This is a genomic window from Streptomyces novaecaesareae (genome assembly GCF_000716875.1).
In the GTDB taxonomy this organism is placed as follows: domain Bacteria; phylum Actinomycetota; class Actinomycetes; order Streptomycetales; family Streptomycetaceae; genus Kitasatospora; species Kitasatospora novaecaesareae.
The window spans coordinates 51,726-68,590 of record NZ_JNWQ01000023.1; the positions used below are offsets into that span (position 1 = coordinate 51,726).

General features: G+C 72.6%; 15 protein-coding genes. 3 read left to right on the top strand and 12 right to left on the bottom strand.

What is annotated here, in order from left to right; translation table 11 throughout:
• Nucleotides 1–247 precede the first annotated feature (247 nt).
• Together fabG and OP86_RS11495 are read left to right on the top strand one after the other, a co-directional pair.
• Nucleotides 248–1,015: a 3-oxoacyl-ACP reductase FabG gene (gene fabG / locus OP86_RS11490; RefSeq protein WP_030056532.1), complete on the top strand. Its 768-nt coding sequence runs from the start codon at nt 248–250 to the stop codon at nt 1,013–1,015.
• Nucleotides 1,016–1,247: 232 nt separating this feature from the next.
• On the top strand, nt 1,248–2,045 hold the full coding sequence (locus OP86_RS11495; protein ID WP_234434970.1) for a phosphatase PAP2 family protein: 798 nt from the start codon (nt 1,248–1,250) through the stop codon (nt 2,043–2,045).
• 96 nt (nt 2,046–2,141) lie between these two features.
• Here OP86_RS11495 and OP86_RS11500 read toward each other — a convergent pair whose 3' ends face one another.
• On the bottom strand, nt 2,142–2,360 hold the full coding sequence (locus OP86_RS11500) for an I78 family peptidase inhibitor (RefSeq protein WP_030056530.1): 219 nt from the start codon (nt 2,358–2,360) through the stop codon (nt 2,142–2,144).
• A gap of 77 nt (nt 2,361–2,437) precedes the next feature.
• Between OP86_RS11500 and OP86_RS11505 the strand changes: the two genes are divergently transcribed.
• Nucleotides 2,438–2,710: a DUF6343 family protein gene (locus OP86_RS11505; RefSeq protein WP_030056529.1), complete on the top strand. Its 273-nt coding sequence runs from the start codon at nt 2,438–2,440 to the stop codon at nt 2,708–2,710.
• 92 nt (nt 2,711–2,802) lie between these two features.
• Here the strand turns inward: OP86_RS11505 and OP86_RS11510 are convergent, their stop codons facing one another.
• From OP86_RS11510 to OP86_RS11560, 11 genes are all read right to left on the bottom strand, one after another.
• Nucleotides 2,803–4,203, bottom strand: coding sequence for an aspartate aminotransferase family protein (locus OP86_RS11510; protein ID WP_030056528.1), 1,401 nt, complete (start codon nt 4,201–4,203; stop codon nt 2,803–2,805).
• Nucleotides 4,193–6,103, bottom strand: coding sequence for a 1-deoxy-D-xylulose-5-phosphate synthase (dxs, locus tag OP86_RS11515; protein WP_030258220.1), 1,911 nt, complete (start codon nt 6,101–6,103; stop codon nt 4,193–4,195). Before dxs ends, OP86_RS11510 begins: the two co-directional genes overlap by 11 nt.
• A gap of 146 nt (nt 6,104–6,249) precedes the next feature.
• Entirely contained in the window at nt 6,250–7,278 is a 1,029-nt protein-coding gene (hpnH, locus tag OP86_RS11520) for an adenosyl-hopene transferase HpnH (protein ID WP_030258217.1), read from the bottom strand.
• Nucleotides 7,279–7,280: 2 nt separating this feature from the next.
• The gene (locus OP86_RS11525) at nt 7,281–7,961 is read right to left on the bottom strand and encodes a phosphorylase family protein (protein ID WP_063832348.1); all 681 of its coding nucleotides are present in this window, start codon (nt 7,959–7,961) and stop codon (nt 7,281–7,283) included.
• The gene (gene shc / locus OP86_RS11530; RefSeq protein ID WP_234434969.1) at nt 7,958–10,039 is read right to left on the bottom strand and encodes a squalene--hopene cyclase; all 2,082 of its coding nucleotides are present in this window, start codon (nt 10,037–10,039) and stop codon (nt 7,958–7,960) included. Before shc ends, OP86_RS11525 begins: the two co-directional genes overlap by 4 nt.
• A 7-nt stretch (nt 10,040–10,046) precedes the next feature.
• On the bottom strand, nt 10,047–11,135 hold the full coding sequence (locus tag OP86_RS11535; RefSeq protein ID WP_051829976.1) for a polyprenyl synthetase family protein: 1,089 nt from the start codon (nt 11,133–11,135) through the stop codon (nt 10,047–10,049).
• Between the two features lie 194 nt (nt 11,136–11,329).
• Nucleotides 11,330–12,763 carry a hydroxysqualene dehydroxylase HpnE gene (gene hpnE, locus OP86_RS11540; RefSeq protein ID WP_030258212.1) on the bottom strand — a complete coding sequence of 478 codons (1,434 nt, stop codon included), beginning with the start codon at nt 12,761–12,763 and terminating at the stop codon, nt 11,330–11,332.
• 127 nt (nt 12,764–12,890) lie between these two features.
• Nucleotides 12,891–13,748, bottom strand: a complete 858-nt coding sequence (gene hpnD / locus OP86_RS11545) for a presqualene diphosphate synthase HpnD (RefSeq protein WP_033331618.1) — start codon at nt 13,746–13,748, stop codon at nt 12,891–12,893.
• 41 nt (nt 13,749–13,789) lie between these two features.
• Entirely contained in the window at nt 13,790–14,737 is a 948-nt protein-coding gene (gene hpnC / locus OP86_RS11550; RefSeq protein WP_030056522.1) for a squalene synthase HpnC, read from the bottom strand.
• A gap of 286 nt (nt 14,738–15,023) precedes the next feature.
• Entirely contained in the window at nt 15,024–15,833 is an 810-nt protein-coding gene (locus OP86_RS11555; protein ID WP_234434968.1) for an ABC transporter ATP-binding protein, read from the bottom strand.
• Nucleotides 15,826–16,767, bottom strand: a complete 942-nt coding sequence (locus tag OP86_RS11560) for an ABC transporter permease (RefSeq protein WP_030056520.1) — start codon at nt 16,765–16,767, stop codon at nt 15,826–15,828. Before OP86_RS11560 ends, OP86_RS11555 begins: the two co-directional genes overlap by 8 nt.
• Between the last annotated feature and the right edge of the window lie 98 nt (nt 16,768–16,865).

Below are 16,865 nucleotides of genomic sequence, written 5' to 3' on the forward strand. Positions count from 1 at the left end.
CAAACGGCGGGCCCTTGCTGGCAGGCAGGGGCGGATAGTAGACGCAGGTTCGGCAACATTGGCATATTTACGCGCCGCGAACTACTTGCAGTAACCCGTTCTCAGCAGAAACCCGACCGGTCGGTCCTTACCGACCGTCACCTGCGTCTCTCCGCTCTGGTCGCGCTCCCTACCCGCCGGTAGGGTGTGGCCACCCTCTCCGGGGGCTCTCCCCCGGAGGCAACCCCCGAGAGAGACGAGAGCGAGCATGACCGAGCAGAGCAGCACCCCCCGGGTCGCCGTCGTCACCGGTGCCGCCCGCGGCCTGGGTGCCGCCACCGCCGTCCGGCTGGCCGCCGACGGCTACGCGGTCGCCGTCCTGGACCTGGACGAGGCGGCCGGCAAGGACACCGTCGACCGGATCACCGCCGCGGGCGGAAAGGCCCTGGCCGTCGGTGCCGACGTCTCGGACGCCGAGCAGGTCCAGACCGCCGTCGACCGCGTGGTCGCCGAGCTCGGCACCCCCGTGGTCCTGGTCAACAACGCGGGCGTGCTCCGCGACAACCTGCTCTTCAAGATGTCCGAGTCCGACTGGGACACGGTCATGAACGTTCACCTCCGCGGCGCCTTCCTGATGACCCGCGCGGTGCAGAAGCACATGGTCGACGCCGGTTTCGGCCGCATCGTCAACCTGTCCTCCTCCTCCGCCCAGGGCAACCGCGGCCAGGCCAACTACTCGGCCGCCAAGGCGGGCCTGCAGGGCTTCACCAAGACTTTGGCCATTGAGCTGGGCAAGTTCGGCATCACCGCCAACGCCGTCGCCCCCGGCTTTATCGCCACGGACATGACAGCAGCCACCGCGGCCCGGGTCGGCATGGACTTCGAAGACTTCAAGCGGGCTGCCGCCTCTCAGATCCCGGTCCAGCGCGTTGGTCTGCCTGAGGACGTGGCCCACACGATCTCCTTCCTGGCCAGCGAGGGCGCCGGCTTCGTCTCCGGCCAGGTGATCTACGTCGCGGGCGGCCCCCTCGACTGAGCACGGAACCTACACAGGGTTACCACGGAGCGGGAAGCCGGGCGGGCCGGCCTCCCGCTCCGTTTCCTTTACCGGCGCTTTTGCAGAATCATTCGAAGACCACACTGATATTCGATCCGGGAATAGCGGAAATCACCCCCTGAGCCACCCCCGGGATGGCCTAATTGTCGATTTCACGGGAAAATGACAATTACCCCCGAAATGGCTCTGTCCGGCTGGGTAAGGTCACCCCGTGCAATCCAGAAGTACCCCAGCTCCCATTCCGCGACAGGGGCCGGACCACCGCACCGCCACCACCGGCCTGGCCCTCCCCCGCTGCACCAGCGGGCCGGCCCGCCCCGACCCCCGTGAGCCCGGCTGGCCGCCGATGAGCCGACGGCGGGCCGCCCTGCTCGCCGCCACCCTCGCCGTCTACCTGCTGGTACTGGCCGGTGTCCTGCTCAACACCGCCCTGGTCGACCTCGACTGGTCGGTCCGCCTGCTGCGCCCGTACGAGCGGTGGCCCCGGCTGGAGCCGCTGCTCGACACCTGGGTGGTCGCCGGGCAGCGCGGCCCTTCCGCGATCGCCGCCTTCGCCTGGCTCGCCTGGCGCGCCCGCCGCCTCGGCCGGCTGCGCCCGCTGCTGGTCATGGGCATCGCGCTGCTGCTGCTCAATGTCACGGTCGGCGCGGTGAAGATCGTCACCGGTCGGCTCGGCCCGCACTACGCCCAGTACGTCGGCTCGCCCGAGCTCTTCTCCGGCGGCACCATCTTCCCCTCCGGCCACACCGCCAACGCCGTGGTCACCTGGGGCGTGCTCGCCTACCTCGCCGTCCGCTGGCGGCGCACCGGCGCGGTGATCGCCGCCGCGACCGCCTGCTCGATCGGCCTGACCACGGTCTACCTGGGCACCCACTGGGTCACCGACGTGCTGGCCGGCTGGGCCGCCGGGCTGCTCGTCCTGCTCTCGCTGCCGCTGCTGGAACCCCTGGTCGCCGCCGCCGAACAACGGCTGCACCGCCGTTTCGGCCGCCCGCCCCTGCCGTACTGAGAGCCCGCCGGGAGCCGCGCCAGGAACTCCACCGGGGCCGCACCGGGAAACCCCGCCGGCGGCCGCACCGGGCTCCGCCGACGCGGCGAGCCGGCGCTACCCCTCCCAGCTGCGCTCGACCACGCCGTCCCGCACCGCGAGGTTGAGCCGCCCCTGCCGGTACTCCATGGTCATCATCGCCCCCGGCTCCAGCACCCGGACCGAGGCCCAGCCGTGCCGCCGGGCCAGCTCCCGGGCGCGTTCGATCCGCAGCCCCGCGTACCCCTCGGCGTCCGGCCCCGCCGCACCCGACCCCACCGCGTCCGACCCCGACATCGCGCCTCCCCCGGCTAGCCCCCTCGGACGTACGCTGGAATCGTAGCCCGACCCGCGTGGTCCGGAGGTGAACCGCGATGCGCACCACCACCCCGCGACGGTGGCGCAGCGGCACCGAGCCGGCCACCGCCCGCAGCGACCTCAAGCTCCGCTACCTGCTCTCGCTCACCTTCACGCCGCTGTTCGTGCTGGCGACGGTGGGCTTCGCCGTCTGGGCGGCCGTCTCCCCGGTCGACGGCGCACCCAGCCGCGGCACCCTCACCGGCTTCGCCGTCGCGTGCGGTCTGCTCTCCCTGTTCGCCGTCGTCGATCTCGTGGTGGTCATCCGGCGCCGCCGGACGGAGCTCTGACGCGGTGTCTCCCACGGAGTGGGAAGTCGGCCCGGCCGACTTCCCACTCCCGCGACGCAGACGTGACCACTCCCCGCGCCCGGCCCCGGGCCTCAGCGGCTGCCGACCGCCTGCTTCACCAGCGTCCGCCCGAAGTCCCACATCAGGCCGCTGCCCCGGTGGGCCTCGTCCATGATGTCGGTGAAGGCGTCCATGAACCGGTCCACATCGCGCTCGGTGATGATCAGCGGCGGGATCAGCTTGATCACCTCCAGGTGGTCCCCGGACACCTGGGTCAGGATCCGGTGCCGCTGCAGCAGCGGTACCACGACCATCTGCGCGAACAGCCCCTTGCGCGCCGCCTGCAGGGCCGTCCACCCGGTGCGCAGCTTGAGCGACTTGGGCCGGCCGAACTCGATGCCGATCATCAGCCCGCGCCCGCGCACCTCGGCGAGCAGCTCGTACTTGTCGACCAGCGCGGTCAGCCGGTCGCGGAACTGGTCGCCGATCCTGCGGGCGTTCTCCACCACCTTCTCGTCCCGCATCACCTCCAGGGTCGCCAGCCCGGCCGCCATGGCCTGGGCGTTCGACCCGAAGCTGGCCGAGTGCACCAGCACCCGGTCCATCGAGGAGTACACCTTCTCGAAGATCCAGCCCTTGCCGAGCGTCGCCCCGACCGGGACGTACCCCCCGGAGAGCGCCTTGGCCGCGCAGACCAGGTCGGGCAGCACCCCGTCCTCGTGCTGGTAGGCGAAGAACTCGCCGGTGCGGCCGATCCCGGTCTGCACCTCGTCACAGATCAGCAGCGCCTTGTGCTCGTGCAGCAGCGCCTGGGCGGCCCGCAGCCAGCCCGGCGGCGGTGCCTGGACGCCCTTGCCCTGGATCGGTTCGACGATCAGCGCGGCGACGTCGCCGCGCTTCAACTCCTTGGCCAGCGCGCCGAGATCGCCGAGCGGGATGGCGGTGTCCGGCAGCAGCGGGTCGAAGCCCTTGCGGAAGCCGTTCTCCCCGTTGACCGACAGCGAGCCGGCCGTCAGCCCGTGGAAGGCGTGGTCGGCGTAGAGGATCCGCCGGCGTCCGGTGGCGTACCGGGCGAACTTCAGCGCGGTCTCCACCGCCTCCGTCCCGCTGTTGCCGAAGAAGACCCGGTCCAGCCCGGGCGCGTACGAGAGCAGCCGCTCGGCCAGCAGCCCGGGCAGCGGCGAGCAGTCGAAGCGGACCAGGTCCGGCAGGTCCAGGTCCATCACCTGCTGGATCGCCGAGCGCACCACCGGGTGGTGGCGGCCGAGCGCGAAGATGCCGAAGCCGGCCAGCATGTCGAGGTACTCGTTGCCCTCGGCGTCGTAGAAGTACGGGCCCGAGGCACGCTCGTAGTACTTGTCGAAGCCGATGGTGTGGAGCATCCGGGACAGCTGCGGGTTGAGGTAGCGGTTGTTCAACTCGTAGCGCTCGGCGCCGCGTTCGGCGATCAGGGCGGCGAGGTCGAAGGCGGGGCGGTCTGGTTCAGCCGGCATGGCGCGGGTTCGCTCCTCGGGTCGGTAGCAGGTTCTTGGCGAAGACGGCGGTCTGGGCGGCGACTCCGGTCCCGGTCAGCCCGGCCTCCTCCAGGATCTCCCCGCGCGAGGCGTGCCCGAGGAACTCCTGCGGCAGGCCGAGCACCCGCACCGGTACGTCCACGTCGGCGTCGCGCAGTGCCTGGGCGATCGCCGAACCGACCCCGCCGGTACGGCCGTTGTCCTCGACGGTGACGACCAGCCGGTGGGCGGCGGCCAGCTCGGGCAGCGCCGGGTCGACGGGCTTGACCCAGCGCGGGTCGACCACGGTCGCGGTGAAGCCCTCGGCGAGCAGCAGCCGGGCGGCGTCCAGGCAGGCGGAGGCGGTGGTGCCGACGGCGACCAGCAGGATCTCGGCCGGCCGCCCGGTGCGCAGCAGCACGTCCACCCCGCCGATCTGTTCGACGGCCGGCACCGCGGGCCCGACGTTGCCCTTCGGGAAGCGCACGACGGTGGGCGCGTCCCCGACCTCGACGGCCTCGCGCAGCTGCGCCCGCAGCTGGTCGGCGTCGCGCGGCGCGGCGAGCCGCAGGCCGGGGACGACCTGGAGGATCGACATGTCCCACATGCCGTTGTGCGAGGCGCCGTCCGGCCCGGTCACCCCGGAGCGGTCGAGCACGAAGGTGACGCCCAGCCGGTGCAGGGCCACGTCCATCAGCACCTGGTCGAAGGCCCGGTTCAGGAAGGTCGCGTACACCGCGACCACCGGGTGCAGCCCGCCGGTGGCCAGCCCCGCCGCGCTGGTGACGGCGTGCTGCTCGGCGATCCCGACGTCGAAGGTCCGCGCCGGGTACGCCTTGGCGAACCCCGCCAGGCCGACCGGCTGGAGCATTGCGGCGGTGATCGCCACCAGGTCCGGCCGCTCGGCGCCGAGCGCGAGCAGCTCGTCGCCGAACACCGAGGTCCAGGAGACCCCGCCGCTGGGCGAGATCGGCAGGCAGGTGTACGGGTCGATCGGGTTGACGGCGTGGAAGCGGTCGGCCTCGTCCTGCTCGGCGGGCCGGTAGCCCCGCCCCTTGACGGTCAGGCAGTGCACGATGACCGGACCGCCGAAGTTGCGGGCCTGGCGCAGCGCCTGCTCGACCGCGCCCAGGTCGTGGCCGTCGATCGGTCCGAGGTACTTGAGTCCGAGGTCCTCGAACATGCCCTGCGGCGCGAAGGCGTCCTTGAAGCCCTTCTTGGCGCCGTGCAGCGCGTCGAAGATCGGCTGCCCGACCAGCGGGGTGCGCTGGAGCGCCTCCTTGCCGAGGGCGAGGAAGCGCTCGTAGCCCTGGGTGGTGCGCAGCGTGGCCAGGTGGTTGGCGAGCCCGCCGATGGTCTTGGCGTAGGAGCGCTCGTTGTCGTTGACGACGATGACCAGCGGCCGGTCGCGGGCCTCGGCGATGTTGTTGAGCGCCTCCCAGGCGAGCCCGCCGGTGAGCGCGCCGTCGCCGATCACCGCGACGGTGTGCCGGTCGTGCTGGCCGAGCAGTTGGGCGGCCTTGGCCAGGCCGTCGGCGTAGGAGAGCGCGGTGGAGGCGTGCGAGTTCTCGACCAGGTCGTGCTCGGACTCGCCGCGCGAGGGGTAGCCGGAGAGCCCGCCGCGCATCCGCAGCCGGGTGAAGTCCTGGCGGCCGGTGAGGAGTTTGTGGACGTAGCTCTGGTGGCCGGTGTCGAAGACGATCCGGTCGTGCGGCGAGTCGAAGACCCGGTGCAGGGCGATGGTGAGCTCCACCACCCCCAGGTTGGGCCCGAGGTGTCCGCCGGTGCGAGTGACGGCGTCGATCAGGAAGTCGCGGATCTCGTCGGCGAGCAGCGGGAGTTCGGCCGCCGGGAGCTTGCGCAGCTCGGCCGGCGAGGTGACGCGGGAGAGCAGTGACATGGGTACACCTCACGACTCGAAGCGGTGCGGTGGTGCCTCCGCCCGGCGGGGCGGAGCCGACGGGGGCGGAGCCGGCCCGGGCGCGGAGGCCCGAGCCGGGCACGGAGGCCCGAGCCGGGGTGCCGACCTGGGGGTCAACTCCCTGCTCAGCGGCCCTTGTTGCCGCTGACGGTCTCGGTGATGGCACGCAGCGACTGCTGCAGCGAGCCCATGGTGGCGAGGACGGCCGTCGGCTCGTAGCCGCAGTGGGCCATGCAGTTGGCGCAGCGCGGGTCCCTGCCGCGGCCGTACTTGCTCCAGTCGGTCGTCTCGACCAGCTCGCGGTAGGTCTGCACGTAGCCGTCGGCCATCAGGTAGCAGGGCCGCTGCCAGCCGAACAGCGAGTAGTTGGGGATGCCCCAGGGGGTGCACTCGAAGTCGGCCTTGCCTTCCAGGAAGTCCAGGAAGAGCGGGCTGTGGTTGAGCCGCCAGCGCCTGCGGTTGCCGCCGGCGAAGGCCTTGCGGAAGAGCTCCCGGGTCTGCTCGACACCGAGGAAGTGCTCCTGGTCGGGAGCCTTCTCGTAGGCGTAGGCGGGCGAGATCATCATCTCGTCCACCTTCAGCTCGTCGTTGAGGTAGTCCAGCACCTCGATGACGGTCTGCGGGGTGTCGGTGTTGAAGAAGGTGCTGTTGGTGGTGACCCGGAAGCCTCGCTGCTTGGCCTCCTTGATGGCGGCCACCGCCTCGTCGAAGGTGCCCTCCTTGGCCACCGACTCGTCGTGCCGCTCGCGCATGCCGTCGATGTGCACGGCGAAGGTGAAGTACGGCGAGGGCGTGAACTTGTCCATCTTCTTGCGCAGCAGCAGCGCGTTGGTGCACAGGAAGACGTACTTGCGGCGCTCGACGAGCTGGCGGACGATCTCGTCGATCTGCGGGTGCATCAGCGGCTCGCCGCCGGCGATCGAGACCATCGGGGCACCCGACTCCAGGACCGCGCCGACCGCCTGGGCGACGGGCATCCGCTGCTTCAGGACACCCGCCGGGTGCTGGATCTTGCCGCAGCCCTCGCAGGCGAGGTTGCAGGCGAACAGCGGTTCCAGCTCCACGATCAGTGGGAACTTGTCCCGTCGCTTGAGCAGCTTCTGCTGCATGAGGTAGGTGCCGACCCGCACGGTCTGGCGCAACGGCATGGCCATGGCTAGCTCGCCTCCTGGGGGAGTGTCGAGGATGTGGGGTGGTTCGGGTCTGCGGAGCCGGGCGCGCGCTCCTGCCGGTACCAGTCGACCAGGGCGGGTACCGTCGCCCGTAGGTTCCGCCAGGCCCGCACCCCGGCCGGGAGGGTGCCGGGCCGCAGCAGCTCGTGCTCGGGGGTGTCGACCACCACCCGCAGGACGGCGGCGGGCAGCGCGGGCCGCACCTCGCGCAGTGCGGCCAGGACGGCGGCGGCCTCCATGTCCACGGCGAGCGCGCCCTGCAGGTGCAGCGCCCGCCGCTCGATGCCGCGCACCACGTGGTCGGCGGTGTGGTGCACCCCGGTGTGCACGCTCAGGCCGCGCTCCTTCAGCGCCCGGGTGAGTTCCGGCCCGGAGTCGAGCGGGTAGAGGTGGCCCTCGGCGTCGCGCACGCCGTCGGCGGCGACGACGTCGCCGGGCAGGACGCCCGGGCCGACCGCCGCGCCGAACCCGGCCACCACGACCGCGCCGTAGCTGCCGGGGGCGGAGCCGAGCAGCCGTCGCACGGCCGACCCGGCGCGCCGCCGGCCGACCCCGGTGCGCAGCAGCACCGGGGGCCCGCCTACCGTGCCGCGCCAGTCACCGCCGCGCAGGGCCCAGACCTCGGGGCCCAGTGCGCAGAGCACCAGCAGGGGGGCGGTGGTCACCGCGCCGCCCCGATCGCCGGGGTGCCGCCCGCACGGCTCGTGCCGGGGCCGCCGTGGAGGTAGCGGCCGAGCGCGGTGACCGGGAAGACCAGCCGGTACAGGTGGTAGTTGATGGAGAAGTCCCATGGGAAGCCGGTGCCGGTGAACTGCGGTTCGTCCCAGGTGCCCTCGGGCAGCTGGGTGCGCACCAGCCAGTCCACACCGCGCTCCACCGCGGGGTTGGCCCGCCCGTCCGGGCCCTCGCCGGCCGCGAGCAGCGCCATCAGCGCCCATGCGGTCTGCGAGGCGGTGGAGTCGCCGCGTCCGGCCCAGCGCGCCGGGTCGTCGTAGGAGCGCATGTCCTCGCCCCAGCCGCCGTCGGCGTTCTGCCGGTCCTCCAGCCAGTGCACCGCCCGGCGGATCGCCGGGTGCTCGTCGGGGACGCCGGCGGCGACCAGGGCGGGCAGCACCGAGCCGGTGCCGTAGATGTAGTTGGTGCCCCAGCGCCCGAACCAGGAGCCGTCCGCCTCCTGGTTGCGCAGCAGCCACTCGATGCCGCGCCGGGTCCGCGGGTCTCGGGCGCGGCCGGTCTCGGCGAGCATCTCCACCACGTGGGCGGTGACGTCGGCGGACGGCGGGTCGACGACCTCGCCGAAGTCGCAGAACGGCAGCTTGTTGGGCAGCGTGCTGGTGTTGTCGACGTCGAAGGCGGCCCAGGCGCCGTTCTTGGACTGCATGCCGAGGTTCCAGACCACGCCGCGGTCCACCGCCGCGTCGACCTTGGCCGGGTCGGGGTGGGCGACGCGGCGCAGCGCGAGCACCACTTCGGCGGTGTCGTCGATGTCGGGGTAGGTGTCGTTCTCGAACTCGAAGGCCCAGCCGCCGGCGGCGAGCCCGGGCCGCTGGACGGCCCAGTCGCCGCGCTTGCGGATCTCCTCGCCGAGCATCCAGTCGACGGCGGAGACCAGCGCCGGGTGGTCGGCCGGCACCCCGGCGTCGACCAGGGCGATGGTGGCCAGGCAGGTGTCCCAGACCGGGGACTGGCAGGCCTCCAACCAGCGCTTGCCGTCCTCGGTGTGCACGGTGAAGCGGTCGAAGGAGGAGAGCCCGGCCTGCATCACCGGGTGTTCGAGCTCGTAGCCCTCCAGGTGGAGGGCGATCAGCGAGTAGACGGCGGGCGGCTGGATGCCGCCCCAGCAGCCGTCGGCCTCCTGCCGTTCGACGATCCAGCGGCAGGCCTGCGAGACGGCCAGCCGGCGCAGCGGGCGGAAGGCCCGGCGGTGGTAGGCGTGCAGCGCCTTGTCGAGGCGCTCGAACAGGCCGTCCCAGGAGGTGGCGGGGGCGAGCGGCCGTTCGGGGTAGGGGTTGTCCGGGTCGGCGTGCAGCTCGGTGAGCGGGAAGGGCGCCGGGCGGACGGGCTGGTGGGCCGAGACGACGGTCAGCGGGACGATGGTCTGGCGGGCCCAGCAGCCGAAGGCGTAGATGTTCAGCGGCAGCCACTTGGGCAGGAAGATGATCTCGGGCGGCATCTCGGGCAGCCGCTCCCAGGGCCACCAGCCGAACAGGGCGAGCCAGATCCGGGTGAACACCCGGGCGGCCGCGATGCCCCCGGCGGCGCGGACGTAGCGCGCGGCGGCCAGCATGTGCGGGGCGTTCGGGTCGTCGCCGGCCAGTCTGAGCGCGACGTACGCCTCGACGGTGGTGGACAGTTCGGCCGGCCCGCCGTGGAAGGTGCCCCAGGTGCCGTCCTCACGCTGCTGGGAGCGGATCCACTCGGCGGTGGCGTTCGTCTGCTCCTCGGTCCGGATCCCGAGGAACTGGCGGAGCAGTAAATCCTCGGCGTCCATGGTGACGTTGGTCTCCAGGTCGCCTTTCCACCAGCCCTCGGACGACTGCAGCGAGAGCAGGTGGGTGGTGGCGCGGGCCAGGGCCTCCCGCGCGTCGGCCGGTCGGAGGTCCGTCTCACCGGCCGGCCGGAGCTGGTCGGTGTCCTCGGGCTGCCGCCGCCCCACGCCCAGCAGGGTCGGGGGGCGGTCGCCCACCGCGACCGGCTCGGAATCGTACTCAGGGTCGAGCCGGCCGTCCGCGGTTGCTGTCAACGTAACGTCACCTCTCTCGTACCACCACGAATTCGGCGAGTGCGACGAAGTGCTCGCGCACCTCGTCGGACATGGGCACCTCGTCCAGGGCGGCGAGGGCAGTCGTGTGCTGGCGGCGGGCTTCCTCCTGGGTCCAGGCCCGGCCGCCGGCCTGCTCGATCAGCGCGGCCCGGGCGGCGAGCTCGGGCTCGCCCTCCTCCCCGCGTCCCTTCGGGTCGGCCAGTTGCTCGGCGAGCCGGCGCGAGGCCGGGCCGCCCTCGGCCAGGGCGGCGGCGACCGGAAGGGACTTCTTGCGCTGGCGCAGATCCCCCCAGTGCGGCTTGCCGGTGACCTCGGTGGCGCCCCAGATGCCGAGCAGGTCGTCCACCGCCTGGAAGGCCAGTCCCAGGTGGTGGCCGTAGCGCTGGAGGGAGTCGGAGACCTTGTCGTCGGCGCCGGCCAGGACGGCACCGATCGCCGAGGCGGCGGCCAGCAGGGCCGCCGTCTTTCCGGCCTCCATCTCCAGGCACTCCGCGACGGTGACGCTGTCGCGCTGTTCGAAGGCGACGTCCATGGCCTGCCCGTCGATCAGTCTGCGGGTCGCCGTGGTGAGCAGCCGGACGGCGCGCGCGGCGTCGGTGGGGCTGGTGCCGCCGTTCACCGCGGCGTCGAGCAGCACCTCCGTGCCGAGCGTCGCCAGGGCGTCGCCGACCAGGATCGCCTGGGCCGGTCCGAAGACCGTCCAGGCGGTGGCCCGGTGCCGCCGGGTCTCGTCACCGTCCATCAGATCATCATGGAGCAGGGAGAAGTTGTGCACCAGTTCAACAGCCACCCCGCCGGGGACGCCGACCTCGGGCGCCGCGCCGGTGGCCTGGGCGGACAGCAGCGCCAGCGCCGGACGCACGGCCTTGCCGCCGTCCCCCGCGACGGGCGTGCCGTCCCGGTCGATCCAGCCGAAGTGGTAGGCCGCGACGGTGTCCATCGGTGCGGCCAAACGGGCGACCGCGGCCCGTAGCGGCGGGGTGCAGAGCGTACGGCTGCGGGCGAGCAGCTCCGGCACCGAGACCGGTTCGGCGTGCGCCGTGCCTCCGACGGCGAAGCCGGTGCGTGACTCCACGTGCGTTCCCTCTCCCTCGTGGTGCCGGACCGCACGGGGCGGCCGGGTGCTGTCGGTACGGCTGGTGTCGCTTCGAGTGGTGCCGATGCCGACGGTGTCAGGACGGCCGCTCCGGCCGGGCCGGTCGATTCCGCCGATGCGCTTGACGGTACGCCCGCCGGCTCTGGCGGGCTCTCCGGCGGCGGCGCCCGGCGTCACCTGGGCCACCTCCCGTCGCCGCGGTCCACCGGCACCCGGGTGCCGGCCGCGGCGAGGGCGGCGTCGGCGGCGGCGTGGCCGCTGCGCACGGCGCCCTCCATGGTCGCGGGCCAGCCGGTGGCCGTCCACGAGCCGGCCAGCAGCAGGCCGGGGACGTCCGTCCGGGCCGGCGGGCGCAGCGCCCCGTTGCCGGGGGCCGGGTCGAAGGTCGCGGTGCGCTCCCGGGTGACGAAGAAGTCCAGCACCTCGGCCCCGGCCGCGGCCGGCAACAGCCGCTCCAGCTCGGGCAGGTAGCGGCGGCGCAGCTCGGCGACCGGCAGGTCGATCTCGTCCTGCACCGCGGACTGCGAGAGCGCCAGGTACTGGGCGCCCGGGTGGGCGCGGCCGAGCGGGGTGGCGGCCAGGCCGGAGTGCGCGGTGCGGTCGAAGACCCACTGGACCGGGGAGCCGAGCGCGGCGAAGAAAGGCCGGCGCACCAGCTTGCGGTCGTAGATCACGTGCACGTTGAGGATCGGCGCGGTGCCGAAGTCGGCCAGCCGGTCCTGCCCCGGGATCGCGTTCGGCGGCAGCAGGGCGGCCGCGCTGTCCTGGGCGCCGGCCAGGACGACGGTGTCGGCGGTGAGCAGTTCCCCGCCGTCGAGGCGGACGGCGTGCTGCGGCGCGGCCGGCTTGAGCTCCGCCACCCGGGCGCGCAGCAGCACCTTCACGCCCAGGCGCTCCAGCTCGGCGATCGCCCGGTCGTGGTGGATCGCGCCGAGCGGGGCGGCGGCGATGCCGATGTCGGCGGCGCCCGGGTCGGAGAGCAGACCGGTCTTGAACACCTTCGCCGCGAGCGCCATCGAGACCTGGTCGGCCCGGGCGTTCAGGGTGGCGACGCCGACCAGGTCCCACAGGGCCGCCTGGGTGGCGGCGTTCTGCCCGTTGCGGCGCAGCCACTCGCCGAAGGAGATCCGGTCCAGCGCCGGGTCGGCGAGGTCCAGGCCCTTCAGGGCGAGCGCGCCGCGGACGACCCGGGCGCGGTCGGCCGGGGACAGGTGCGGGTAGCGGGCGAGGCTGCCCGCCAGGTGGAGCGGGACGGGCAGGCCGGCCCGCTGGAGCCGTCCGAGGGTGCGCACCGGGGCGTCCTCGGGCCCGGCGACGGCGAGCACCGGGACGTCGAGGCGGTCCTGCAGGTGGACCAGCCGGGTGGCGCCGAGCCGCTCCAGCAGGCCTCGGTAGGCGGTGCAGCACCGCAGGTAGACGTGCTGGCCGTTGTCGACGGTCAGCTCGCCGCGCTGGAAGGAGAACGCCAGGCCGCCGAGCCGGGGCCGCCCCTCGGCGAGGGTGACCCGGTGGCCCGCCTCGGCCAGGCGGAGCGCGGCGGTGATCCCGGCCAGACCGCCGCCGACCACGACGGCGGCCGGGCGCGCGGCATCGGCTCGCCCGGTCATCGGTCCTCCCCCTCGCAGTCGCCGGACCGCCGGGAGGCGGTCGCTGAAGCCGGTACCCGTTCGGACAACACGGAACTACCCGCACGTGATTCCCCGCTGACACAGCGTGACAGAAGTGTGGCGAGAATCAAGAACGCCCCCCGGCGAGCCCGGAAAGCGCCACGTACGCCTTCTCCCAGCCCGGCAGCGAGACGCGGCCGCGCAGCACCGACTCGGGGTCGGCGGCGATCCGGCCGAGCAGCCGGTGGTAGATCCCGGCCATCGCGGCGGTGCAGGCACGGCTGCGGCGGTCGAGCATCGGCAGCAGCCGCAGGCCCTCCTCGAAGGCGGCCTGGGCGCGGGCGGCCTCGAAGGCCACCAGGCCGGTGAAGTCCGCGCCGACCGGCGGCTTGGGCAGGGCGAAGCCCTGCTCGCAGCCGAACCGGACCAGGTCCTCGGTGGGCAGGTAGGTACGGCCGTTCAGGGCGTCCTCGCGCAGGTCGCGCAGGATGTTGGTGAGCTGGAGCGCCAGGCCCAGGGTGTCCGCGTAGCGCGCCCCGCGTTCGGGGTCGTCGCAGCCGTAGACGCCCAGCGAGAGCCGGCCGATCGCGCCGGCCACGCAGCGGCAGTAGACCTTCAGCTCCTCGTACGTCTGGTACTCGGCGCCCTTGAGGTCCATCTCGACGCCGTCGATCAGCTCGTCGAAGCCGCCGAGCGGGATCGGGAAGCGCCGGGCCGCGTCGGCCAGGGCGACCTTGATCGGGTCGGTGTCGTCCTCGGCGACCACCCCGGAGCGGACCTCGTCCACCAGTTCCCGGGTGCGCACCAGCGCCTCGGCCTTGCGGTCGGCCGGGAGGTCGCCGTCGCCGATGTCGTCCACCCGGCGGGCCAGGGCGTACAGGGCCGACATGGCCAGCCGCTTGGGTTCTGGCAGCAGCCGGATGCCGTAGCTGAAGTTGCGCGCCTGCAGTCCGGTGACTGCCTCGCAGTACCGGTACGCCGCCATGACCTGGGCCGACGCCAGTGGTGATGCCGCCACTCGGGCGTTCACCTTCCCTTCGCGAAGATTGCCGCCGCCTTCGCTGCGAGGCGGCGCTTGTCCGGCTTCGCCTGCCGGGCGAGCACGTCGTACCCGGCGTCCTCGATGGCCGCCAGGGCCGCGTAGCCGCCTGCGGTGAATCCCGCCAGGAGCAGTCGAAGCCTTCCCCGAACCGTACCTACCAATGGTGCGCCGCGATCGAGCAGGGTGCGGGCCCGGTCCGCTTCGAAGGCGATCAGCTCGCGCACCGCGCCGTCGGCGGAGGGGGCGGCGAGGTCGGTCTCGGTCACGCCGAAGCGCCGCAGGTCCTCGGCAGGGAGGTAGATCCGGCCGCGGTCCAGGTCCTCGGCGACGTCCTGCAGGTGTTCGACCACCTGGAGGGCGGTGCAGATGGCGTCGGAGAGCGCGATCCGCTCGGGTGTGGAGACGCCCGCGATGGCCAGTACGAGGCGGCCGACCGGGTCGGCGGAGAGCGTGCAGTAGCCGGCCAGGTCCTCGTAGGTGGCGTAGCGGGCGGTGGTCTGGTCCACCCGGTTGGCCTCGATCAGACGGCGGAACGGTTCGGGGGTCAGGCCGTGCCGGTCGACCAGCGGGACCAGGGCGCGCATCAGGGGGTGGCGGGGGCGGTCGGCGCCGGAGGGGTGCAGTGCGGTCTCGAACACCCGGTCGAGGTCGTGCTCCAGCCCGTCGAGCAGGGCGAGCCGGAAGGCGACCTCCTCCGGAGCCGGCGAGCCGGACTGGGCCGAAGGGGTGGCCGGGGGCGTCCGCTCGACGCCGAGCAGGCGGGCGGTGTCGGCCGGGTCGGCCAGGTCGCCGTCGCCGGCGTCGTCGACGAGGCGGGCGAAGCCGTAGACCGCCATCAGGTCGTCGCGCCAGGCCGCGGGCAGGAAGAACGGGGCGACCGGGAAGTTCTCCGCACCCGCCTTCGCCAGGGTCTGACCTGCGGAACGGTTCACCGGCGTATCACTGGGCTGGGCCGAAGCCGACACTGCTGTCACTCCCCCGTTCTACACCGCTGGGTACGACCGGTCCGACTCGGACACGCGTCCGAGCGCGGGCGTCACGTCCGGCACACCGCCCTCGCGCCTGACAGCCTGACACCGCGGGGCGCGCCGGAGAAGACCGCCCCGCCCGCCGGGACGGGGTGCTCACCCCCGCGGCGGCGGGCCACCCGGGGTACCGCTTCGGGCAAGCCGAAGGCCGGTCCCGGGGGTTCCGGGACCGGCCTCGTGGGCGGTGGTGCTACGGGCGCTCGCCGCGCTCGTAGCGGCCGACGACCTCGTCGGTCGGGCCGTCCATGACCAGCTCGCCGGCCTCGATCCAGATGGTCCGCTCGCAGACCTCGCGGATCGAGTTGTTGTCGTGGCTGACCAGGAAGACCGTACCGGCGGAGCCGCGCAGCTCGTCGATGCGGCGCTTGCTGCGCTGCTGGAAGGCCTGGTCACCGGTGGCCAGGGCCTCGTCGATCAGCAGCACGTCGTGGGTCTTCGCGGCGGCGATCGAGAAGCGCAGGCGGGCGCCCATGCCGGAGGAGTAGGTGCGCATCGGCAGGGAGATGAAGTCGCCCTTGTCGTTGATGCCGGAGAAGTCGACGATCTCCTGGTAGCGCGCCCGCACGTCGGCCGGGGACATCCCCATCGCCAGGCAGCCCAGGACGACGTTGCGCTCGCCGCTGAGCTCGTTCATCAGGGCCGCGTTGACGCCCAGCAGCGAGGGCTGGCCGTTGGTGTAGATGCCGCCCTTCTCGGTCGGCAGCAGGCCCGCGATGGCGGCCAGCATGGTCGACTTGCCGGAGCCGTTGGAGCCGATCAGGCCGATCGCCTCACCCTTGTACGCGGTGAAGCTGATGCCCTTGACCGCGTGCACCTCGCGCACGCCGGCGCCGCGCTTGCGGCTGAGGATGCGGCTCAGCGCCGAGGTGGCGCTGCCCTTGCCGGAGCCGGCGCCGTGCACCCGGTAGACGATGTGCACGTCGTCGACGACGACGGTGGGTTCGCGGGCCACGTCCGTGTCCCGGAGGGTGTCGCGCTTGCTCAGGTCGGTGTCAGCCACGGCCGTACTCCTCCTCGGCCTTCCAGAAGAAGACGTATCCGATGACGAACATCCCGACCGCCCAGGCGATGCCGTACACCCACTGGTGCGGCGGCAGGCTCTGGTACACGGGCTGGTGCTTGTTGTAGATGACCGGCGCGAAGGCGTGCCGCAGCAGGTCCATGTAGACCGAGGCCGGGTTCAGGTTCGTCAGCACCTGGATGTAGTGCGGCCACTTGTGGACCCGGTCCTGGATGCTGAACATCACACCGGACAGGAACATCCAGGCCCGCATCACGAACGGGATCAGCTGGGAGATGTCACTGGTCTTGGCGCCGATCCGGGCCATGATCAGGGAGATGCCGGTGTTGAACATCGTCTGCAGGATCAGCGCCGGGATGATCAGCAGCCAGGTCTTGCCCGGGGTGATGCCGCTGGCCAGGACGGTGACGACCAGCACGACCATCGAGATCAGCAGCTGCTGGAGCTGGATCACGGTGAAGGCGATCGGCAGGCTGGCACGGGGGAAGTGCAGCGCCCGGATCAGGCCGAGGTTGTCGGAGATCGCCCGGGTACCGGACTGCACCGCGTTCTGGGTGAACTGGAAGACGAAGACGCCGATGCAGAGCCAGGCGATGTAGGTGTCCGGCGGGAAGCCCTGCTTGCTCTCCAGGATGACGCCGAAGACCAGGTAGAACACGGCGCAGTTGAGCAGCGGGGTCACGACCTGCCAGAGCTGGCCGAGCTTGGCGTCGGTGTACTGGGCCACCAGACGGGCGGTGGCGAAGGCCCAGATGAAGTGGCGCCGGGCCCAGAGCTGCTTGGTGTACGCGAACAGGCCCGGCCGGGCACCGCTCACCGACAGACCGTACTTGTCCGCAAGCTGCTTGGGGGTCAGGCCCGCGTCCACCCCCCTGGGGGTCGAGAGGCTGACGGGTTCACTCACTGTCGACACATTCGTCCTTCACGCGGGATCGGTCGGGGCGATCGGCCGACGGGAAGTCCGCCGGCCGTGCGCCGATGGGGATCCACTGGGATCTCGGGGAAGCCGGC

Excerpts from the sequence above, each read along its gene's own strand:
- fabG (WP_030056532.1), top strand. The coding sequence starts at position 248 with ATGACCGAGCAGAGCAGCACCCCCCGGGTCGCCGTCGTCACCGGTGCC.
- OP86_RS11500 (WP_030056530.1), bottom strand. The coding sequence starts at position 2,360 with ATGTCGGGGTCGGACGCGGTGGGGTCGGGTGCGGCGGGGCCGGACGCC.
- OP86_RS11505 (WP_030056529.1), top strand. The coding sequence starts at position 2,438 with ATGCGCACCACCACCCCGCGACGGTGGCGCAGCGGCACCGAGCCGGCC.
- OP86_RS11510 (WP_030056528.1), bottom strand. The coding sequence starts at position 4,203 with ATGCCGGCTGAACCAGACCGCCCCGCCTTCGACCTCGCCGCCCTGATC.
- dxs (WP_030258220.1), bottom strand. The coding sequence starts at position 6,103 with ATGTCACTGCTCTCCCGCGTCACCTCGCCGGCCGAGCTGCGCAAGCTC.
- hpnH (WP_030258217.1), bottom strand. The coding sequence starts at position 7,278 with ATGGCCATGCCGTTGCGCCAGACCGTGCGGGTCGGCACCTACCTCATG.
- hpnE (WP_030258212.1), bottom strand. The coding sequence starts at position 12,763 with ATGACCGGGCGAGCCGATGCCGCGCGCCCGGCCGCCGTCGTGGTCGGC.
- hpnD (WP_033331618.1), bottom strand. The coding sequence starts at position 13,748 with ATGGCGGCGTACCGGTACTGCGAGGCAGTCACCGGACTGCAGGCGCGC.